The sequence below is a fragment of the Acetobacter sp. DmW_136 genome (assembly GCF_008690365.1).
In the GTDB taxonomy this organism is placed as follows: Bacteria; Pseudomonadota; Alphaproteobacteria; order Acetobacterales; family Acetobacteraceae; genus Acetobacter; species Acetobacter oryzifermentans.
In genome coordinates, this window is the sequence record NZ_VHON01000005.1 from 54,845 (window position 1) to 74,338 (window position 19,494).

At 53.4% G+C, this 19,494-nt stretch carries 20 protein-coding genes and 1 tRNA gene; 16 read left to right on the forward strand and 5 right to left on the reverse strand.

What is annotated here, in order from left to right:
• The first annotated feature begins 302 nt into the window (after positions 1 to 302).
• The 3 genes from galU (at position 303) to moaA (ending at position 3,756) form a co-directional block, all read left to right on the forward strand.
• Entirely contained in the window at positions 303 to 1,193 is an 891-nt protein-coding gene (gene galU, locus FKW31_RS00975; RefSeq protein WP_006115192.1) for a UTP--glucose-1-phosphate uridylyltransferase GalU, read from the forward strand.
• Positions 1,193 to 2,602, forward strand: coding sequence for a phosphoglucomutase/phosphomannomutase PgmG (pgmG, locus tag FKW31_RS00980; RefSeq protein ID WP_150177198.1), 1,410 nt, complete (start codon positions 1,193 to 1,195; stop codon positions 2,600 to 2,602). Before galU ends, pgmG begins: the two co-directional genes overlap by 1 nt.
• A 137-nt stretch (positions 2,603 to 2,739) precedes the next feature.
• Positions 2,740 to 3,756 carry a GTP 3',8-cyclase MoaA gene (gene moaA, locus FKW31_RS00985; RefSeq protein WP_150177200.1) on the forward strand — a complete coding sequence of 339 codons (1,017 nt, stop codon included), beginning with the start codon at positions 2,740 to 2,742 and terminating at the stop codon, positions 3,754 to 3,756.
• 12 nt (positions 3,757 to 3,768) lie between these two features.
• Here moaA and FKW31_RS00990 read toward each other — a convergent pair whose 3' ends face one another.
• A complete protein-coding gene (locus FKW31_RS00990; RefSeq protein ID WP_150177372.1) occupies positions 3,769 to 4,644 on the reverse strand; it encodes a methyltransferase domain-containing protein in 876 nt (291 codons plus the stop codon).
• A gap of 72 nt (positions 4,645 to 4,716) precedes the next feature.
• On the opposite strand from FKW31_RS00990, the gene FKW31_RS00995 reads away from it, so the two are divergent.
• The 5 genes from FKW31_RS00995 (at position 4,717) to FKW31_RS01015 (ending at position 8,241) form a co-directional block, all read left to right on the forward strand.
• Complete coding sequence (locus FKW31_RS00995) at positions 4,717 to 5,484, forward strand: ComF family protein (protein ID WP_150177202.1); 768 nt, start codon at positions 4,717 to 4,719, stop codon at positions 5,482 to 5,484.
• Positions 5,485 to 5,533: 49 nt separating this feature from the next.
• The gene (gene grxC / locus FKW31_RS01000; protein ID WP_035351735.1) at positions 5,534 to 5,800 is read left to right on the forward strand and encodes a glutaredoxin 3; all 267 of its coding nucleotides are present in this window, start codon (positions 5,534 to 5,536) and stop codon (positions 5,798 to 5,800) included.
• Positions 5,801 to 5,820: 20 nt separating this feature from the next.
• The gene (locus FKW31_RS01005; protein ID WP_150177204.1) at positions 5,821 to 6,303 is read left to right on the forward strand and encodes a DUF1178 family protein; all 483 of its coding nucleotides are present in this window, start codon (positions 5,821 to 5,823) and stop codon (positions 6,301 to 6,303) included.
• A 131-nt stretch (positions 6,304 to 6,434) separates the two neighbouring features.
• On the forward strand, positions 6,435 to 6,947 hold the full coding sequence (locus tag FKW31_RS01010; protein WP_150177206.1) for a DUF2147 domain-containing protein: 513 nt from the start codon (positions 6,435 to 6,437) through the stop codon (positions 6,945 to 6,947).
• A gap of 31 nt (positions 6,948 to 6,978) precedes the next feature.
• Positions 6,979 to 8,241, forward strand: a complete 1,263-nt coding sequence (locus tag FKW31_RS01015) for a lactonase family protein (RefSeq protein WP_150177208.1) — start codon at positions 6,979 to 6,981, stop codon at positions 8,239 to 8,241.
• Between the two features lie 54 nt (positions 8,242 to 8,295).
• Here FKW31_RS01015 and ubiG read toward each other — a convergent pair whose 3' ends face one another.
• Positions 8,296 to 9,036, reverse strand: a complete 741-nt coding sequence (gene ubiG / locus FKW31_RS01020; protein ID WP_150177210.1) for a bifunctional 2-polyprenyl-6-hydroxyphenol methylase/3-demethylubiquinol 3-O-methyltransferase UbiG — start codon at positions 9,034 to 9,036, stop codon at positions 8,296 to 8,298.
• A 172-nt stretch (positions 9,037 to 9,208) separates the two neighbouring features.
• Here ubiG and FKW31_RS01025 point away from each other — a divergent pair, with 172 nt between their 5' ends.
• The 6 genes from FKW31_RS01025 (at position 9,209) to prfA (ending at position 16,532) form a co-directional block, all read left to right on the forward strand.
• A complete protein-coding gene (locus FKW31_RS01025; RefSeq protein ID WP_035351732.1) occupies positions 9,209 to 10,462 on the forward strand; it encodes an aspartate kinase in 1,254 nt (417 codons plus the stop codon).
• On the forward strand, positions 10,455 to 11,537 hold the full coding sequence (locus FKW31_RS01030; protein WP_193562022.1) for a nitronate monooxygenase family protein: 1,083 nt from the start codon (positions 10,455 to 10,457) through the stop codon (positions 11,535 to 11,537). The genes FKW31_RS01025 and FKW31_RS01030 overlap by 8 nt, the downstream gene beginning before the upstream one ends.
• Positions 11,530 to 12,804 carry a RodZ domain-containing protein gene (locus FKW31_RS01035; RefSeq protein WP_193562018.1) on the forward strand — a complete coding sequence of 425 codons (1,275 nt, stop codon included), beginning with the start codon at positions 11,530 to 11,532 and terminating at the stop codon, positions 12,802 to 12,804. Before FKW31_RS01030 ends, FKW31_RS01035 begins: the two co-directional genes overlap by 8 nt.
• A 136-nt stretch (positions 12,805 to 12,940) precedes the next feature.
• On the forward strand, positions 12,941 to 14,101 hold the full coding sequence (gene ispG, locus FKW31_RS01040; protein ID WP_003623480.1) for a flavodoxin-dependent (E)-4-hydroxy-3-methylbut-2-enyl-diphosphate synthase: 1,161 nt from the start codon (positions 12,941 to 12,943) through the stop codon (positions 14,099 to 14,101).
• Positions 14,102 to 14,226: 125 nt separating this feature from the next.
• Entirely contained in the window at positions 14,227 to 15,477 is a 1,251-nt protein-coding gene (hisS, locus tag FKW31_RS01045; protein ID WP_166443361.1) for a histidine--tRNA ligase, read from the forward strand.
• Entirely contained in the window at positions 15,474 to 16,532 is a 1,059-nt protein-coding gene (gene prfA, locus FKW31_RS01050) for a peptide chain release factor 1 (protein ID WP_063353956.1), read from the forward strand. The genes hisS and prfA overlap by 4 nt, the downstream gene beginning before the upstream one ends.
• On the opposite strand, the gene FKW31_RS01055 is transcribed toward prfA, so the two are convergent.
• Positions 16,529 to 16,993 (reverse strand): hypothetical protein, encoded by a 465-nt coding sequence (locus FKW31_RS01055; protein WP_150177217.1) that lies wholly within the window; start codon positions 16,991 to 16,993, stop codon positions 16,529 to 16,531. The genes prfA and FKW31_RS01055 overlap by 4 nt on opposite strands.
• A gap of 37 nt (positions 16,994 to 17,030) precedes the next feature.
• On the opposite strand from FKW31_RS01055, the gene prmC reads away from it, so the two are divergent.
• Together prmC and FKW31_RS01070 are read left to right on the forward strand one after the other, a co-directional pair.
• Positions 17,031 to 17,909: a peptide chain release factor N(5)-glutamine methyltransferase gene (gene prmC / locus FKW31_RS01060; protein WP_150177218.1), complete on the forward strand. Its 879-nt coding sequence runs from the start codon at positions 17,031 to 17,033 to the stop codon at positions 17,907 to 17,909.
• A gap of 258 nt (positions 17,910 to 18,167) precedes the next feature.
• Positions 18,168 to 18,599: a DUF4167 domain-containing protein gene (locus FKW31_RS01070; RefSeq protein WP_006115210.1), complete on the forward strand. Its 432-nt coding sequence runs from the start codon at positions 18,168 to 18,170 to the stop codon at positions 18,597 to 18,599.
• Positions 18,600 to 18,775: 176 nt separating this feature from the next.
• Here FKW31_RS01070 and FKW31_RS01075 read toward each other — a convergent pair.
• Together FKW31_RS01075 and FKW31_RS01080 are read right to left on the reverse strand one after the other, a co-directional pair.
• Positions 18,776 to 18,850: transfer RNA gene (locus FKW31_RS01075), tRNA-Met, on the reverse strand.
• Between the two features lie 99 nt (positions 18,851 to 18,949).
• On the reverse strand, positions 18,950 to 19,471 hold the full coding sequence (locus FKW31_RS01080) for an MlaD family protein (RefSeq protein WP_170315274.1): 522 nt from the start codon (positions 19,469 to 19,471) through the stop codon (positions 18,950 to 18,952).
• Positions 19,472 to 19,494 lie beyond the last annotated feature (23 nt).

Here is a 19,494-nt window from a genome sequence, read left to right on the forward strand (position 1 = left end):
TAAAATACAGCAGAGTTTTCTGTCTGTTGGGTGCATAGCTGTTCTGCCAGAGTATAATTCTGCATTTTTGTGCATGAATTGTCATATTCACGCCTCTCTTTTCCGGTTTTTAGAATAGGCGCATGGTTTTAGATGTGTAAAATAAAAGCCATGTAGAGTGTGGCCTAAAACACGCACACGCGTTTTTGCGCGTTGGGTGGGTTTTTCTGCATTCTTCAGAGCCGTGTTGTTGGCAGGGGGTTCCTGCGGGCAGGGTGGTTCTAGTGGTTGAGGTTTAACCCGTTTTTTAAGGTGTTGTATTCGTGTCCAAACCCAAGCCTTTACGTAAAGCAGTCCTGCCTGTTGCGGGATTGGGAACGCGCTTTCTGCCCGCAACCAAGGCCATGCCAAAGGAAATGCTGCCTGTTGTTGACAGGCCGCTGATCCAGTATGCGATTGATGAAGCGCGTGAAGCCGGGATTGAAGAGTTCTGCCTGATTACAGGCCGGGGTAAGGACTCTCTTATTGATTACTTCGATATTGCTTATGAGCTGGAAGATACGCTGAGAGAGCGCCATAAGCTTGACTGCCTGAAAGCATTGGAGCCCAGCTCTATTGAGGCAGGTTCTCTTATTGCCGTGCGTCAGCAGGAACCTCTGGGCCTTGGGCATGCTATCTGGTGTGCACGCTCCTTTATTGGGGATGACCCGTTTGCTATCCTGCTGCCAGATGATGTTGTGCAGGCCGCACCCGGCAAAGGCTGCCTGAAGCAGTTGGCCGATGCGTATAATGAAACAGGCGGTAGCGTTGTAGCGGTTACAGAAGTACCGCGTGAACAAACAAACCGTTACGGTATTCTGGATACCGGCAAGGATGATGGCCACCTTGTGGAAGTAAAAGGTTTGGTTGAAAAACCAAAGCCAGAAGACGCGCCTTCCAACTTGTCCATCATTGGCCGCTATGTGCTGACCCCAGAAGTTATGCCGTATCTTGCCAAGCTGGAAAAAGGCGCTGGCGGTGAAGTGCAGTTGACAGATGCCATGGCAAAAACAATTGGGCAGGTGCCTTTCCACGGCCTGCGGTATGAAGGCACTCGCTTTGATTGCGGCAATAAGCTTGGCTTCCTTGAAGCTCAGGTTGCCTTTGCTCTGGAACGGCCGGATCTCGCTGATGGCGTAAAGGCATTTTTGAAAAAATATACAGATAGAGCCTAATGTCTTTTACACATGGGTTTGAAGCTACCAGCCTGCGTGAATACGATATTCGCGGAATTGTCGGTAAAACCCTTTCAACCGATGATGCGTTTGCCATTGGCCGCACTTTTGGCAGTGTTGTGCGCCGCAGTGGCGGCAAAACATTGGTTGTGGGCTATGATGGTCGCCTGTCTTCTCCTTTATTGGAAGAAGCGCTGGTGCACGGTGCCGTAGCATGCGGGCTGGATGTGGTGCGTGTGGGGCGAGGCCCCACACCCATGTTGTATTATGGGTCTGTTATTCTTAAGGCCGATGGCGCCGTTATGGTAACAGGCAGTCATAATCCGCCTGATCACAACGGCTTTAAAATAACTTTGGCTGGCAAGCCATTCTTCGGTGCCCAGATACGGGAACTGGGTGATCTGTCGGCCAAAGGTGATGTGGTGCCAGAAGAAAAAGGCACCGTGCGCGATGTAGATATTCGTGAAGAATATGTAGAGCGCCTTGTAAAAGATTATGTTGGCGGCCCGCGCAAGCTGAAAGTTGTCTGGGATAACGGCAATAGCTCCGCCGGTGAAGTTCTGGAAATGTTGGTAAAAAAGCTGCCGGGCGAGCACATTGTGCTAAACGCTAAAATTGACGGCACTTTTCCCGTGCATCATCCTGATCCAACGGTTGTTAAAAATCTGGAACAGCTTATTGCCACTGTGCGCGCAAATAAGGCTGATCTGGGTATCGCATTTGATGGTGATGCAGACCGCATTGGCGTGGTGGACAACACAGGCGGAATTCTGTGGGGTGATCAACTGCTTATTCTGCTGGCGCGTGATGTGCTGAAGGCTCATTCAGGGGCCACCATTATTGCCGATGTTAAGGCCAGCCAGGTGCTGTTTGATGAAGTGGCAAGCGCTGGTGGCAAGCCATTGATGTGGCGTACCGGCCATTCGCTTATCAAATCCAAAATGGCGGAAACGGGCTCACCTCTGGCAGGTGAAATGTCTGGCCATATTTTCTTTGCAGATAAATGGTACGGCTTTGATGATGCCCTGTACGCCGGTGTGCGCGTGCTGGATATTGTTGCCCGTATGGATGAACCACTTTCTGTGTTCCGTGAATTTCTGCCCAAAACCACATCCACCCCGGAAGTGCGTTTTGAGTGTGATGACCATCGCAAGTTCAAGGTGATGGAGGAAGTCGCTGCACGCCTGCGTAAGCAAGGTGCGGATATTTCCGAAATTGATGGTGTGCGCGTAAACACTCCAGATGGCTGGTGGCTGCTGCGAGCTTCCAATACGCAGGCTGTTCTGGTTGCGCGTGCAGAAGGCCGGACAGAAGCGTGTCTGGAGCGCCTGAAGGAAGCTGTGGTGAAGCAACTTGAACTTTCTGCTCTGCCGCGCCCTGATTTTTCAGGCAACAGTTCTGGCCACTAGGTTTTTAGTATAGGTTGTTATGTAAAGCGGGCAGTTCTTTCAGGGCTGCCCGCTTTGCTATCTAAGCAATGTGTTTTTCCGTGACCAACCTTCAAACTGTCGTTTTATGTGGGGTTGGTTTCTGATATAGAGAACCAATGTTGTCCTCTTTAACGGACCCTGCCGGGCGGCGGATTTCTTACCTGCGTGTATCGGTAACAGACCGGTGCGACATGCGGTGCACATACTGCATGGCCGAACGCATGACATTTCTGCCGCGCTCAGATGTTCTGGATTACGATGAACTGTTGCGCCTATGCCGTGTGTTTGTGCAGCACGGTGTGCGCCGCCTGCGTATAACAGGCGGAGAGCCTTTGGTGCGCCGTGATATTGGCCCGTTTTTTCAGGAACTGGGCACATGGCTCAAGCATTCAGATAATCGGGGCCAGTTGGAAGAGCTCACTCTTACAACCAATGGCAGCCACTTGGCCCAGTATGCGCAAACCTTGTTTGATGCAGGTGTGCGGCGTGTGAATGTAAGTTTGGATACATTGGATGAAGCCCGGTTTGCGCAAATAACCCGCCGGGGCAAACTGGCGGCTACATTAGAAGGCATACGTGCAGCGCGAGATGTCGGGCTGGCGTTGCGTATCAACACCGTTGCTATGGCCGGTGTGAATGATGATGAATTTGATACGCTGCTGGCATGGTGTGGGGAAATAGGCGCAGATTTGTGCCTGATTGAAACCATGCCAATGGGAGACACGGGGGAAGATCGCACATCTCGCTATCTGCCATTGCTGGATGTAAAAGCTGATTTATCCAAGCGTTGGACGCTTACGCCCATTCCGGATGTTACCGGCGGCCCGGCCCGTTACTTGCGGGTGGGAGAAACCGGCAGACGGTTGGGGTTGATTACCCCGATGAGCCATAATTTTTGTGCAACATGCAACCGAGTGCGGTTGTCCTGCACAGGTCGGCTTTATACCTGCTTGGGGCAGGAGGATGGCGCAGATTTGCGCAGTCTGATGCGGGCTGGCGCCAATAATGCTGCACTGGAAAAAGCTATTCAGGATGCTATCGCCCGTAAACCTAAAGGGCATGATTTCCTGCTTGGCGCATCGGAAGCTGATGTTTCTGGCCCCCAACGGCATATGAGCGTTACGGGCGGGTAGAAACCTGTTTGCTTATGGTTTGGTTAAAGGATGGGGCTGCTGTTGCAGCACATCATGCAACGAATGTGTAAATTGCCCCGGTGTAAGCGGTTGCGGCTGATTGCCAGAGGGAGACCACGCAGCAAGTATTGCCATATGCAATGGCATGCAGAAGCTTTCTGCTTTTTCATCCTCTAGTTCATGCGCAGCGGCAGGAAGCAGTAAGCGTGGCGGAATGATGCGAGAGCGTAGGGCAAGCGCATTGGTTTCTCCCGCAGCGCGTAAATCTGCCATCAATGCCCGTAAGGAGCGGTAACGCAGTTCCAGCGTTTCTGTATCCACCACTGGCAACGCAAACCCAGCACGCTGAAGTAACGAGACACAGCTTTGTTGCGTGGGTAAGGGTGATACGCGGGGTGAAACACCATCGCTTAATGCCAGTTCAGCCATTTCCAACGCCTGCCGCAAAGGTCGCAACGTAGGTAAAATGGGAATACTGGCCAAAAAGAGCCCATCAGGCCGCAGAATAGAGCGGATTTGGTGGAATAAGCCCGGCAGATCATTCACCCAATGGAGGGAAAGGCTGGCAATCACCAGATCAAAACTGCCGGGGGCAAAGGGGAGGCGTTCTTCATCAGCGCAAAGGCTTGGGGTGGATGCGCAACGTGCCTGTGCTTCTGAAAGATCGCAGGTAATGGTTGGAATATTTCTGCGTTTCAGCCCTTGGCAGATAATGCCCCGGCCCCCAATATCCAGTGCGCTGGAAAATGAACGCATCACATCATCCAGCCGATCCAGCAGAATATCTGCTGCCGCTTCCAATATGGGGGCAGTGGCGTGCTGGGTGCGGGCTGCACGTTCACGGTGCAGCCTTACAGCTTTGCGATCAAAAATTACGGGCACATCCATTTTAGAACATGTGCGTGCTTCCCTGCGGTTTGCCAAGGATAGAGGCCGGGAAATTTTGTGTGAACCCATGAAATGCAAGTGAAAATACACAAACTGGGCGCGGTTTTGATGGATATTTTGTATCCGCCAAGTTGCATATTATGTGGGGCAGACGTGGCGCAGCAGGGGGCAGCCTGCGTTTCCTGCTTTGGTCGCCTACAATCAATTAGCCGCCCATTTTGTGATGCTTGTGCAGCGCCTCAGCCCTCGCAGGAAAGTTTGGGGCATACGGGGTTGTGCGCTGCGTGTGAGCAGCATCATCCTGCATGGCAACATGCGCGGGCGGCTTTTGTTTATACGGCGGCCGCCAGAGATCTCATTTTACAGCTAAAATATGCAGATAGAACAGAAAACGCTCGTTTTCTGGCGCAACGTATGATGCAGATAGGGCAAGATATTCTGCGGCCAGATGTGTTGCTGGTGCCCGTGCCTGTGCATAGGTGGCGGCTGCTCCGGCGTCGTTACAATCAGGCGGCACTGCTGGCGGCTGAAGTGGCACGCGTAAAGCATTTACAGGTGCTGCCTGATGCCCTTATGCGTACGCGCGCCACAACAAAATTAGCTGGATTTTCCCGCAAGGAACGGCAGCAGGAAATGCAAAGCGCCATTACATTTAGGCCCAAATGGCAGCAAAAACTGCACGGACGTTCTGTTGTGTTGGTGGATGATATGCTCACAACAGGCGCTACAGCTACGGCCTGTGTGCAGGCATTAAGGCAGGCCGGGGTGCTGGATGTCAGTCTTTTAGTGGCGGGGCTGGTGCCTGCGCGGCCAGAAGTTGATATAAACCTTCCAGAATAGATGTGCGGTGTAAAAACCGGACTTACCAAAATACAGAAGGAAAATGTTTATGCCTGAAATCGAAATTTACACGCAGCCGGGATGCCCTTTTTGCATGCGGGCCGTTACATTGCTGGAACGCAAAAAGGTGCCGTTCAAGGAAATTAACGCCCCTCGTGGCACGCAGGCACGTGAAGATGCCATCCGCCGCTCTGGTGGCAGCACAACTGTACCGCAGGTTTTTGTAGGAGATCGGTGCTTGGGCGGATGTGATGATCTGATGTCACTAGAGCGCCAAGGCAAGCTGGATGCAGCTCTGGGCTTGGGTGAAAACTGAAAGGTAGGAGGTAAAAGCGGATGATCTGTTATCAGCTCTGTTGTGCAAATGGGCATACGTTTGAAGGCTGGTATCGGGATAGCACCGCTTTTGCACGCCTGAAGCAGGAAAACCTGTTGAGCTGCGCCATTTGTGGCACGGCTAAGGTAGAGCAGGCCCTTATGGCACCCGCTATTGTAAAGGGCCGCTCACATCCGAAACAAATGGAACCTTCCAAACCCGAAGAAATGCCACAACAACCCGAAGCGCCACCTGCACTGCAACAGTTAGAACCCGTAGTGCCAGATAATCTGATAAGCGCTTTGCGCCAGATCAGAGCCGCGGTGGAAGAAAACTGCGAAAACGTGGGTTCCAATTTTGCGGATGAAGCCCTGCGTATTCATCATGGAGAAGCGCCAGAACGCAGTATCTATGGAGATATGACGGCATCAGAGCGCGAAATGCTGGAAGATGAAGGGGTTGATGTGCTGCCGCTTCCGTGGGTACGCAAGACCGACAGCTAATTTTTCGGGGTTGTCGGAACAGTGTTGGGGGTGGCAGGCAGGGGTTACGGTGCCCAAATTAACAGGGCAAACCAGCCGGTTACGTAAAAATTATATGTTGGCAACAGGGCTGGGCGAAGGAGAAAGAGAGCATGAAAAACTTCATGGCGCGCGGCGTTCGAACCGGAATTAGGGCTTTTTTTCTTTCGTCCGTATTAGGCATATCTGCCGCGCTGCTTCCTGCAATCTCTCAGCCTGCCATGGCAGATTCTGTTGCCTTGGGGGATGAAAGCAGCCTGATGGGTTACTGGCTAAGCCAAGACCATGACGGCGTTTTTAAGATTGAAAAATGTGGGGAAACTGTTTGTGGCCGATTGATTGGCTTACGCTACGATGGCACGGATGTTCCCAAGGGGCATGATGGAAAAACCGAGTGTAACCTCTTGATGCTAACGGATTTTCGTCCGCTGAAAGATGAAAAAAACAAGTGGGAAGGGAATATTCTGGACCCCGATAGTGGCCATAAGTATGACGCTCGGATCTGGTCTCCCCAGTCTGGTGTGCTGAAACTGCGCGGTTATCTAGGCCTGCCCATTTTTGGTGAAACCCAGACATGGACACGGTATTCCGGCCCGCCAATGGGGCCTGTCTGCAAGATGCCCTGAGCATACGCGCATTAAGGAGAAAAACAGGATTATGAGCGGCTCGTTTTCGCGTCGTGCTTTCGGGCTGGGTGGTCTGGCGTGTGGTTTTTTGGGAAGCACCTATGTGCGGGCAGACGATAACACGCCTGTAACCGATACACAGGATGCCGCAACGCCACCACCGCCAGAGCGTATTTTATGTTATGTAGGCGGCTATACGCAGCACGGGCCGCCGGGTGGCAATGGGGATGGCATTACGGCTTTTGAAATGAACCGTAAAACAGGTTCTCTCAACCATCTGAATACATTTACAGATGTTGCCAGCCCTTCTTTTATCGCATTTTCTCCGGATAAGCGTTTTCTTTACGCCGTTAACGAAATCAATGATTTTGAAGGAAAAAACACCGGAGCCGTCACGGCTTTTTCGGTAGATCATGGCACGGGCGCGTTAACAAAGTTGAATACCGTTTCTTCTGGTGGGGCAGATCCGGCGCATCTGAGCGTCCATCCCTCTGGTAAATACGTTATGGTGGCCAATTATACGGGTGGGAATTTTGCACTGTTGCGCGTGCAAAAAGATGGTTCCTTGGGGCCGATGACAACTCTCATCCACAATACTGGCCCACGTATGCCAGATCGGGCTTCGGATAATCCGCCGGGTAACTTTGCAATAAGTGACCACTCAGGCTCTCACCCACATATGATCCATGCAGACCCATCCGGCCGCTTTGTGGCAGTGGCAGATGCCGGGTTGGATAGAATGTATGTGTATGGGATCAATCTGGATACGGGGCGTCTGTTCCCGGCCAAAAAGCCGTTTACCACCATGACATCGGGCTCCGCCCCGCGGCATTTTCAGTTTTCTGCGGACGGCGCACGGCTGTACATTCTGTGCGAACAGGATTCCAAAGTTGTGGTGGCAAATTTTGATGCCAAAACAGGAGATATTGCACCGCAACAGGCCGTAAGTAGCTTAACCGCACACTTCCGGGGGAGCACGCTGGCTGCGGGCATTCTGTTCTCACCCGATGAGCATTTTCTTTACGTCTCTAACCGCTTGGGCGATTCTCTAGCTGTGTTCCAGGTGGCACAGGATGGTGGCCTAACATTGGTGGATGAAATCTGGACACATGCCGATTACGGGCGGGCGCTCAAATTTGATCCTACTGGCAGCTATTTATACGTGGCCAACCAGCGGAGTGATTCCATCACATCTTTCCGGGTAGATAAAACCACCGGCAAGATTGGCTTTACGTGGGATTTTACACCCATTGGCAGCCCAACCTGCTTTGAGTTTCTGACGCTTCCTGCTTAACATATTGTGTAAGAAAGCGTCAGAAACACACTGATATTAAAGGTAAATTCTATATCAGTCTTTTTTGAAGGCGGCGATGTAGTTAATGCCCAAGTCCTGCGTTTCTTTCCATCTGCCAATGCCGGGGGCCATGCCAGAAATGGCAACCATCCGCAGGCCAGCGGCGCGGGCATAGCGCCCCAGTTCGGAAGGCTGGATAAACTTGCGCCATTCGTGTGTGCCAACAGGTAGCAGGCGCAGCAAATATTCCGCCCCAATCTTGCCGACAGCCAAGGAGCGCAGGGTGCGGTTCATGGTAGAAACAATGATTGTGCCATTGGCATCTACAAGCTGAGCCAGCATAACCATAAATGCTTCAGGATCAGTCACATGCTCTATAATTTCCAAAGCCATCACAGCATCAAACTTGGCGTGTTCGGCCACCAGTTCTTCCGCGCTGCCTTGGCGATAATGGAGCGTGCCAGAACCGGCGGGAAGCGGGTTGGCTTCCAGATGCGCCTGTGCAGCGGCAATACCATTGGCCGATGCATCCAGCCCCAATACGTTATATCCGGCTTTTGCCAGGGCTTCACTAGCCAGCCCCGCGCCACAGCCAATATCCAGCACATGCGGCTTGCGTGATTTGCGGCCACGCAGGGGCAGGTGGCGGCTGGCCCATTCAATCCGCAGGCCGTTCATGGCATGCAGGGGGCGCATGGGGCCTGTTGGATCCCACCACTTGTCTGCCAGAGCACTAAAGCGGGCAATTTCCTCGGAAGAAACAGAGGAAGGCGCTTCCTCTCGGGTGGCGTGCATACAACAAATTCCTTTCCTGCTGGTCTCCCCGCTGGACGAAAGGGGGCCGGGAGAGGTATGTGACGCGGCTTGTGAAGCAGCGCAACCGTTCCCATGCGTCTTTTCCGCTATGCAGGTGGCGGGAAGGGCTGGTGCAATGCGTTTTACGGCCTGTTTGGTGGAGAATAAAGCTATGTCCGGTTCCGCACCCCGGATCGTCATGAAATTCGGCGGGACATCCGTGGGGGATCTTGACCGTATCAGAGCCGTGGCCGAGCGCGTCAAAAAACAGAAAGACGCAGGCTGCGATGTGCTGGTGGTTGTTTCAGCCATGGCAGGAGAAACCAACCGGCTGGTTGGGTTCTGTCAGTCTCTTTCTCCTTTGTATGATGCGCGCGAATACGATGCCGTTGTGGCAACGGGTGAGCAGGTAACCAGTGGTTTGCTGGCTATTGCCTTGCAAAAGCTTGGCGTGCCTTCGCGCTCCTTTGCCGGGTGGCAGGTGCCCATTCTTACGGATTCCCTGCACGGCAAGGCCAGCCTCGATTCGATAGATGGCGCGCGTCTGCTGGGCAGCATGGCCGATGGTATGGTGCCGGTTGTGGCAGGCTTTCAGGGTGTTGGGCCGGATGGCCGCGTAACCACGTTGGGGCGCGGTGGCTCAGATACATCTGCCGTGGCGCTTGCCGCTGCCATTAAGGCGGATCGGTGCGATATCTACACGGACGTGGACGGTATTTACACCACAGACCCCAGAATCGTGCCCAAGGCGCGTAAGCTGGACAAAATTACGTACGAAGAAATGCTGGAGCTGGCATCTGTTGGCGCCAAGGTGCTGCAAACACGCAGTGTAGGCCTTGCCATGCGCGAGCGTGTGCGTGTGCAGGTGCTTTCCAGCTTTGAAGATGGCCCCGCAGTTACGGAAGGTCACCTTCCCGGCTCTATGGTGGTGGATGAGGACGAAATCGTGGAAAAGAAACTGGTCACCGGCATTGCCTACTCCCGTGATGAAGCCAAACTGTCGGTTCGGCGCATTCCTGACCGTCCGGGCATTGCGGCGGCAATTTTTGGCCCATTGAGCGAAGCCAATGTGAATGTGGACATGATTGTGCAGAGCACCGGCGCAGATGGCACCACAAACATGACCTTCACCACCAGCAAGACCGATCTGCCACGCGCTATCAGCATTCTGGAAAGCGTGCGCGGCGCTGTGCAGTATGAAGAACTGCAAACAGACCCGGATATCGTAAAGGTGAGTGTGGTGGGCAGTGGCATGCGTTCCCATGCAGGTGTTGCCAGCACCATGTTCCGCACGCTGTCTGAACGCTCCATCAACATTCAGGCCATTTCCACCAGCGAAATCAAGGTTTCCGTGCTGGTAGCCGCAGAATATGCCGAACTGGCAGTGCGTGCGCTGCACACGGCCTATGGTCTTGATGATGTCTGATATTGCAAGCAGCCTAAATCCCGCTCCAACGTCTGAAGAATGGCAGCGCGCCCGCACGCGGTTGGATAAGTTGTGGCAAAGGGGGGCGGATTTTCTGGGCACGCCTTACGCCATTTTGGCTGGGGCAATGTCCTGGGTGAGTGAACGCCACCTTGTATCCGCCATTTCCAATGCAGGTGGGTTTGGTGTGATTGCCTGTGGTGCTATGGAACCAGCCCGTTTGGCTGAGGAAATTGCCGCCACCCGTGCGCTGACAGATCGCCCTTTTGGCGTAAATCTGATTACCATGCACCCTCAGTTGGATGAGCTGGTGCAGGTGTGTCTGGATGCCAAGGTGGGCCATATTGTGCTGGCAGGTGGTATCCCGCCCAGCGCCGCCATTAAGGCCGCCAAGGATGGTGGCGCCAAGGTTATTGGCTTTGCCCCTGCATTGGTGTTGGCCAAGCGGCTGATCAAGATGGGTGTGGATGCGCTGGTCATTGAAGGTGCAGAAGCAGGTGGTCATATCGGCCCCGTTTCCCTGACTGTGCTGGCGCAGGAAATTCTGCCGCATATCCAGAACGTGCCGGTTTTTGTGGCTGGCGGCCTTGGTCGTGGTGATGCGCTTGTTTCCTATTTGGAGCAGGGCGCTGCTGGTGGCCAGTTTGGTACGCGTTTTGCTGCGGCAGAGGAAAGCATTGCCCACGAAAACTTTAAAAAAGCTTTTGTGCGGGCCAATGCGCGTGATGCTACGACCTCGGTTCAGCTTGATGAACGCTTTCCGGTTATTCCGGTGCGGGCCATCAGCAATGAGGGCGGGCGTAAATTTGTAGCGCATCAGGCCGATGTTATCCGCCGCTTTCAGGCGGGTGATCTCACGCGTGAAGATGCGCAACTGGAAATCGAACATTTCTGGGCGGGTGCCTTGCGGCGCGCGGTTATTGATGGAGATGTAGAAGAAGGCTCTGTTATGGCCGGGCAATCTGTTGGCATGGTAAAATCTGTGCAGCCGGTGGCCCAGATTATTGCTGACCTGATAGATCAGGCCGTGATAGCGCTGATCCGTCAACAACGCCGCATGGATGCTGATGGCTGAAAACGCCCCAAGTTCTGAACAGGAGCAGCCGGCTGCTCTGCCTCCGCTCCCCGATATTGGTACATACGGGGTAGGGGGCGCGCTGCGCAAACGCCGCGAACAGCTTGGCTGGTCCTTGGATGATGTTGCCGCGTATCTGCGCATCCGAGATGCATATCTGGATGCGCTGGAAACCGGAAAAGCGGATGTGCTTCCGGCGGAAGTATATACGCTTGGGTTTTTACGGGCCTATGCGCAGGCTTTGGGGTTTGATCCAAACCCTATGGTGGAGCGTTACAGGCAGGAAGCGCGTAACGCTATTCGGCAGCCAGAACTTGTGTTTCCAGATCCGCCGCCAGATCGGCGTATTCCTCCGGCTGTGTCCATTTCTCTTGGGCTTGCTGTTATTCTGGCCAGCTATGTGGGGTGGTATTACTTTACAGGGCACACGCCACCTGCTCCGGAGCGTGTGCCGCCAGTGGCAAGCCTTCTGCCTGGTGAGCAGACCCATAATGCGCCTTCTCCGCAAGTGGCTTCCATTTTGCCGGATAAAAGTGCTGTTCCAGCACCTTTGCCCCCCTCTGCACAGCCTAAGTCATCAGGCTCTGAACCGGCATCGAACGCGCAAGGTGCGGGGAATGCTTTGCCTGAAGGTACCGTAGCATCGGAAGCAACGCAGCCAGTTGGTGATATTGGTGCAACATCTGCACAAAATCCCCAACAGCCCAACGCGCAAATGCTACCTGCGGCAACGCCAGCGGCTCCTTCTGAGGCGGTTGCTGATAATCAGATCGTGTTGAAGGCGCTTGCCGCCAGTTGGGTGCAGGTGAAGGATGCCAACGGCAAGGTTGTTTACGATCACATTTTACAACCCGATGAGGAATGGAATGTGCCGGTGGAGGGTGGCCCCTATAGCCTGACCGTAGGCAATGCGGGTGGCATTGTTTTGCGTATGGGGGATGTGCTGACAGCGCCTTTAGGGCGCAACGGTGCTGTACGCCGCAAAATGCTGCTAACACCGCAAAGTGTGCGTGATGGTATATTGGCCGCACCTGCCGTGCAAAATAACGTTGCCACACCGCCGATGCATGCAGATGTTGCAGCCCCTACGCCCAATACGGTATCAGAGATACCAACAGATGCGCAGACAGATCTGGCAGCCTCGGAACAGGCGCTTAAGCCCAAGGAAACTGCACCTCGCACACGCCATCGGGCCGCGCCTGTGCAAGCAGAACCAAGCGCTGATGATTTGAATGCGCGCCAGCTTCAGGGCATGGGTTCGCACTAGAATGGCACCCTCGCGCGTATTATGTGTAGCCAAATGGCCCTGATTTTGGCAGGAAAACACCAAACGCAATGGAGAACGCCGTGTGGCCGAACACGGCAGCTTCCCTCAACTGTCGTTTTCGACAAAAGGATGTAAAATGAGCGGCTACCGGCCTTACCAGCATATCGAGCGTCGGAAATCTCGGCAGATCCATGTCGGCAAGGTAGCCGTCGGTGGTGATGCGCCGATTTCCGTCCAGACCATGACCAACACCCTCACGACTGATGCACAGGCAACAATCGAGCAGATTCGTCGTGCAGAAATGGCGGGTGTGGATATTGTGCGTGTGTCCTGCCCGGATGAGGAAAGCACCAAGGCGCTGGAAGAAATTGTAAAGGAAGTGAACGTGCCTATCGTGGCCGATATTCACTTCCACTACAAACGCGCTATTGAAGCTGCAAAGGCAGGTGCTGCCTGCCTGCGTATCAACCCAGGCAACATCGGCAGCGCCGAGCGTGTGCGTGAAGTGGTTAAGGCCGCTAAGGATTACGGCTGTTCCATCCGTATTGGTGTGAACGCCGGATCACTGGAAAAGCATCTGCTTGAAAAATATGGTGAGCCTAACCCAGATGCGCTGGTGGAAAGCGCTCTGGAACACGCTAAAATTCTGGAAGATCATGATTTTCGTGAATTCAAGATCAGCGTGAAGGCATCAGATGTGTTCATGGCGGTGGCCGCGTATCAGCAACTGGCAGATGCCTGCGATTACCCGCTGCACATTGGCATTACAGAAGCAGGCAGCAAGCGTGCTGGCACCGTAAAATCCTCTATTGGTCTGGGCAACCTGCTGTGGGCCGGTGTGGGTGATACCATGCGTGTTTCTCTTTCCGCTGCGCCGGAAGAAGAAGTGCTGGTGGGTTGGGATATTCTTAAGTCCCTCGGCCTACGCCACCGTGGTGTTAAGATTATTTCCTGCCCGTCCTGCGCGCGTCAGGGCTTTAACGTGGTGGAAACGGTGCAGACGCTGGAAGATCGGCTGGCACATATTAAAACCCCACTTACCCTGTCCATCATCGGGTGTGTGGTGAACGGCCCGGGTGAAGCCCTGCTGACCGATCTGGGCGTAACCGGCGGTGGCTCTGGTCGCCACATGGTGTATGCCGGTGGCAAGCAGGATCATACCGTGCCTGCGGCAGACATGATCGAACATGTTGTGGAACTGGTAGAAGAGCGCGTTGCTGCTATTCAGGCAGAAGAAGCCAAGGAAAAGCAGGAAGGTAAAGCGCAGGAACTGCCAGACATGGCATCTGCCAACTAAGCATTCAACTTTCTTCCTCTGCTTTGCGCCAAAAGGCGCGGGCAGGGGCAGACGTGCCATTTTAAACAGCAAAAAACACCACGCCAGCCAAGGTGACGGGTGCCGTGGTGTGGGAATATATATTCGTGAGCAGCATTCAGCCCGTAAGAGGAACACACGACCTTATTGGAGAAGACCAGCGCCGCCATGCGCATGTGGTAGACACAGCGCGCCGGATTGCAGGTGTTTACGGGTTTGATGAATGGGCAACCCCGATTTTTGAAGATACACGGGTTTTCTCCCGCTCTTTGGGGGATACGTCCGATGTTGTTTCCAAAGAAATGTATTCCTTTAGTGATCGGGATGGTGAAAGCCTAACATTGCGGCCAGAAGGTACGGCAGCCATTTGCCGGGCCTTGGTTACCAATGCGCTTACGCAGTCCCTGCCGCAGAAAGTATTTTATGCAGGCCCCATGTTCCGGCATGAACGGCCCCAGAAAGGGCGATATCGCCAGTTTCACCAAATTGGCGCAGAGCTTCTGGGGGCAGCCGAACCTCTGGCAGATGCAGAAGCCATTGCCATGGGGTACGAAGTGCTCAAGGCGTTGGGCATTGCAGATTACGTGACGCTGGAACTGAATACGCTGGGTGATGCTGCCAGCCGTGATGCATGGCGAGATGCTTTGGTAGCGTATTTTTCGGCCCATAAGGATAAATTGTCTGAAGACAGTCTAACCCGTTTGGAAAAGAACCCGCTGCGCATTCTGGATAGCAAGGATGCAGGCGATAAGGTTCTGGTGGCTGATGCGCCCATGATGGCAGAGTTTCTAACACCAGAAGCCCGTACGTTTTGGGATGATTTGCGCAATAAGCTGGATGTGTTCGGCATTGCCTACACTGTAAACCCCAGCATTGTGCGTGGGCTGGACTACTATAACCACACCACGTTTGAGTTCGTCACCAATCGTCTGGGTTCTCAGGGCACAGTGCTGGCTGGTGGCCGGTATGATGGTTTGGTAAAACAGATGGGTGGGCCAGAAGTGCCCGCTATTGGCTGGGCTGCGGGTATTGAGCGCCTGTCTATGCTGCTAGAACAAGTGCCTGCGGTGCCGCGCTCTGTTGTGTTGGTGCCTGTTGGCGCGCCTGATGAAAGCGCAGTTGTGCAGATTTTGCAGGGTTTGCGCGGGCAGGGTGTAAGAACAGAAATTGGCTACAAGGGTTCACTGCGTAAGCGTATGGAACGTGCAGGCAAGCAGAATGCCAGCCATGTGCTTTTCCTTGGGGAAGATGAACTGGCCAAGGGTCTGTTCCGTGTAAAAAATATGGAAACAGGGGCCGAACAGGAAGTCTCTCGTGATACGTTGCTTTCCAAAGCGCAAGACGTATTTGCAGCATGAAGTTTGACGAACGGCTAGACCAGATTGTCAGCCGCGCTCTGGAGTTGGAAGCGCAGCTAGCAAGCGGGCTAAATGGTGAAGCCTTTACGCAGGCATCACGAGAATATGCTGAAATCGAACCCGTTGTGGCGCGTATCAACGCCCTGCGCGGGGTGGAAGACGGTATCCGGCAAGCTGAGCAGCTTTTAGCAGATCCAGAAATGAAGGAACTGGCAGAAGCAGAGCTGGCTGAACTGCGTGAGCAACTTCCACATCTGCAAAAAGATGTGCGTCTGTCTTTGTTACCAAAAGATGTGGCAGACGCCCGCAGTGCTATTCTGGAAGTGCGGCCTGCGGCTGGGGGCGATGAAGCCGCTCTGTTCGCGGCCGAACTGTTTGACATGTACCGCCGTTATGCAGACCTAAACGGCTGGCGCTTTACCGTTATGGATTATGACGAAAGCGAGCTAGGCGGCCTGCGCGAAGGTATTGCCGAAATTAACGGCAAAGGCGTGTTTGCGCGGTTGAAGTATGAATCCGGTGTGCATCGGGTGCAACGCGTGCCCGCTACGGAAAGTCAGGGCCGTATCCATACCTCCACAGTTACGGTGGCTGTGCTGCCAGAAGCCGAAGATGTTGATGTAGAGGTTAACGAAACAGACCTGAGGGTAGATGTGTTTCGAGCCTCTGGCGCTGGTGGGCAGCATGTGAATAAGACGGAAAGTGCCGTGCGTCTTACACATATGCCCAGCGGCATTGTGGTTTCTATGCAGGAAGAAAAAAGCCAGCATAAAAACCGTGCCAAGGCCATGAAAATCCTGCGTGCACGTTTGTATGAGCGTGAAAGAGCGCAGGCCCATGCCAACCGTGCGGCAGATAGGCGCTCTCAGGTGGGTACGGGGGATAGATCAGAGCGTATTCGCACCTATAACTTCCCGCAGGGGCGTGTCACGGATCATCGTATCAACCTGACACTCTATAAAATTGACCGTGTCATGTTGGGGGAATTGGATGAGTTTGTAGATGCCCTTACGCAGGAAGAACAGGCGGCTCTGCTGGCGGCTGAAGGTTTTTAACTGATAGGTGCTGCACACACGCCAGAATGGCCGGGGTGATGCTCCGCTGCTTCTGGCGCGTTTGGATCAGTTAGAAAGAATTCAGTGAAGTTATCAGACCCCAAGGCGTAAAAATGGTGCCCATCGGGGTTGTGGAGCGTGCCATCACTATCTACCTCATGAGTTTCTACCCGTCCTTCGGGAGAGCGGATGGTGATTTCACCGCATAAGGTATAGGTGTGGTCTAACCGGCCCATAGGGGTGGTGACTTTAACCGTTTTTTCCTGATTTTTATCATCCAGTCGGATCACGCTTACAAGTTTGCCATCCAGATAGATGCGTGAAACTTCAGAAATTTCCGTATCTGCCTTGCCGTCTGTTACCGTAAATTCGCCCGCATAGGCGCAAGAAAGGGGCAATGCGGCCATAAGGCCAAGCAGGCAAAAAGTTGTGTTCTGGATACGGCGGAAAAATTGGGGCATTGATGTCTAACCAGATCAATCCATCAAGGTTGCGCGTGTGAGTACAGCAGAAAAAACAATTCCCTGCCAGCCAATAGCGCAACTGTTGCGTGAGGGTACACAACTTTTGGCACAGGCCGGTATTGAAGGCCCGCGGCGGGAAGCGCGATTACTACTTATTCATGCGCTTTCCCTTACACCAGAGCAACTGCTAGCCCGCTCTCCAACAGAGAATGTGCCCAGTGAGCCCTTTTTTTCTTACGTAAAACGCCGCGCTGCACATGAACCTTTTGCCTATATTACAGGCAGTAAAGGGTTTTGGAGCTTGGATTTGGCAGTATCTCCAGCAAGTTTGGTGCCGCGCGGAGATACAGAAACACTTATTACAAGCCTTCTGGAATATCGACCGGATCAGGCATCCGTGCAGAATATTCTGGATTTAGGTACTGGTACGGGCTGTTTGCTGCTGGCTGCTTTGGCGGAATACCCTAAAGCGCGTGGGGTAGGGGTGGATATCAACCCACAAGCCGCCATGTTGGCGCATGCGAATGCCCAGCGTTGTGGCATGCAGGATCACGCATTGTGTATAGCGGCGGAGTGGGATGCCGCGTTGGCTCCAAATGCGCGGTTTGATGTGGTGCTGAGCAACCCTCCCTATATTCCGACTTCAGATCTGGCAGACCTTATGCGGGAAGTACGTGAGCATGAGCCTGTGCGCGCACTGGATGGTGGGAATGATGGGTTGAGTGCGTACCGCTATCTTTGCGGTCGTCTGCCATTTTTATTGGCAGATGGCGGGTTGGCTGTGCTGGAAATTGGCATAGGGCAGGAAGAGGCTTTGCGTGCCTTGGCAGCCACCAATGCCTTGCGCGTGGTAGATGTAAAAGCAGATCTGGCAGGTATTGCCCGCGCTGTGGTGCTAGAAAAACAGGCGTGAAAAATAACTTGGCTTTATAGGCTTGGGTTGCTACACTACTCAAGCTTGCTTCTGTAGCAGATGTAAAAACCTAAAATCACTGCATCAGAAATTAAAGCAGCAAGGGGGCCTTTCATTTGGCAACAAGTTATGTGTTGCCTTACATAAAGCCCATTCCGAAAAAACAATTCGGCCTTCACTCAGGAAGCATACCTTTTTAATACAGGACTGTTTCTTTATGCCAAAGTGCCCTGAACAGGAAAGCGCTGTGATAAACCCATGAACGTAAAACGGATGCGGACAAGACACCATCGTTCCAACGGGAGCAATGGGAGTTCCCGACAACTGAATGGACAGATTCCGATGAACAGGAATCATGTTTTTGATAGTCATGGCCCGGATGTGCGCGTACGTGGCACAGCCCAGCAGCTTTTTGAAAAATATCTCCAGCTTGGTCGTGATTCCACAGGCAGCGGAGACCGCGTGGCAGCAGAAGGTTACTTCCAGCATGCCGAACATTACTTCCGTATCATGAACGCCATGGCGCAGGCTGCGCAGCAAAGCCAGCAAGAGCGCGCCGAACGCCTTGCCGCCCGCCAGCAGCGTGCCGTTGCGCAGACCAATGAAGATGGCGAAGACCGGCAGGAAAATGCCCCTCAGCCTGATATTCAGGAAGAATCTGAACCTCAGCCTGAACTTTCCGAAGGCTAAAAAACTTCTGACACCTTGCTGCCCTGCTTCTGATATCTGGAGCGGGGTGGGCAGGGTATAAATTATGTTTGCGTGTAAGGTATTTTAGGCAGCCATAAAACGCGCGCAACACAAAAATAACACAGCAAGTTCTTGGCTTGATGTGGTGGGTTTAGTGTGTTGATTTTTCAGGGAATTGGTAGCGGCGGAAGGATTTGAACCTCCGACCAAGGGATTATGATTCCCCTGCTCTACCACTGAGCTACGCCGCCATCATGTGATGGCGCTCATCTACCTGATTCTCCGGGATGCCGTCAACCCGGTTTGGCGTATTTTGTTATAAAAATAATCAGATAAGAGAATATAAGAGCTTACTGCCCCAGATTTCCGGCGCCAAAAATGTAATTGCTGACCTGTTGCTCAAGGCTTGTGGGCTCCAGCGTATGTGTCAGCATTCCATTGGGTGGTGCTATGGTGGAGGATGTGCCGGGTTCAATCATCAAAGCGTTTTCAGATGAAAGCGTGGCACTGCTGATTGTGAGCGTGCTGTCCTGTGGCAAGTGCAGTGCGCCATCCAGTGTAAAGTGCACAAAAGCCATCTGAGTGGCTGGGTCTAGTACGATGGATGAAACGCGGCCCACTTTTACCCCGGCAATATCTACATCTGCGCCACGTTCCAGCCCGTTGGCCGAGACAAAGCGGGCAGAGAGAGCGTAGTTATTTGTGCCCGGAGATTTCTGAGTGCCATGTGCATAAAAAGCAAAACCCAGCGTGGCTGCCAGAACTGCTCCGCTAAAAAGACATGCGCCTGCACGGTTTTGCCTGCTCATAGGTGTGTTTTCATCCCGAATAATAATGTTGTGGCATAAGATTAGCATGAATCCTTGCAGCATGGTGGCGCATGGTGCAAGGACAG

Bases quoted from the DNA above. Each gene is read 5' to 3' on its own strand.
- FKW31_RS00995 (WP_150177202.1), top strand. From the start codon at position 4,717: ATGCAAGTGAAAATACACAAACTGGGCGCGGTTTTGATGGATATTTTG.
- FKW31_RS01070 (WP_006115210.1), top strand. From the start codon at position 18,168: ATGAACGTAAAACGGATGCGGACAAGACACCATCGTTCCAACGGGAGC.
- FKW31_RS01025 (WP_035351732.1), top strand. From the start codon at position 9,209: ATGTCCGGTTCCGCACCCCGGATCGTCATGAAATTCGGCGGGACATCC.
- moaA (WP_150177200.1), top strand. From the start codon at position 2,740: ATGTTGTCCTCTTTAACGGACCCTGCCGGGCGGCGGATTTCTTACCTG.
- FKW31_RS01035 (WP_193562018.1), top strand. From the start codon at position 11,530: ATGGCTGAAAACGCCCCAAGTTCTGAACAGGAGCAGCCGGCTGCTCTG.
- FKW31_RS01055 (WP_150177217.1), bottom strand. From the start codon at position 16,993: ATGCCCCAATTTTTCCGCCGTATCCAGAACACAACTTTTTGCCTGCTT.
- FKW31_RS01080 (WP_170315274.1), bottom strand. From the start codon at position 19,471: ATGCTGCAAGGATTCATGCTAATCTTATGCCACAACATTATTATTCGG.
- ispG (WP_003623480.1), top strand. From the start codon at position 12,941: ATGAGCGGCTACCGGCCTTACCAGCATATCGAGCGTCGGAAATCTCGG.
- pgmG (WP_150177198.1), top strand. From the start codon at position 1,193: ATGTCTTTTACACATGGGTTTGAAGCTACCAGCCTGCGTGAATACGAT.
- FKW31_RS00990 (WP_150177372.1), bottom strand. From the start codon at position 4,644: ATGGATGTGCCCGTAATTTTTGATCGCAAAGCTGTAAGGCTGCACCGT.
- FKW31_RS01010 (WP_150177206.1), top strand. From the start codon at position 6,435: ATGAAAAACTTCATGGCGCGCGGCGTTCGAACCGGAATTAGGGCTTTT.
- ubiG (WP_150177210.1), bottom strand. From the start codon at position 9,036: ATGCACGCCACCCGAGAGGAAGCGCCTTCCTCTGTTTCTTCCGAGGAA.
- prfA (WP_063353956.1), top strand. From the start codon at position 15,474: ATGAAGTTTGACGAACGGCTAGACCAGATTGTCAGCCGCGCTCTGGAG.
- FKW31_RS01030 (WP_193562022.1), top strand. From the start codon at position 10,455: ATGTCTGATATTGCAAGCAGCCTAAATCCCGCTCCAACGTCTGAAGAA.
- FKW31_RS01015 (WP_150177208.1), top strand. From the start codon at position 6,979: ATGAGCGGCTCGTTTTCGCGTCGTGCTTTCGGGCTGGGTGGTCTGGCG.
- grxC (WP_035351735.1), top strand. From the start codon at position 5,534: ATGCCTGAAATCGAAATTTACACGCAGCCGGGATGCCCTTTTTGCATG.
- FKW31_RS01005 (WP_150177204.1), top strand. From the start codon at position 5,821: ATGATCTGTTATCAGCTCTGTTGTGCAAATGGGCATACGTTTGAAGGC.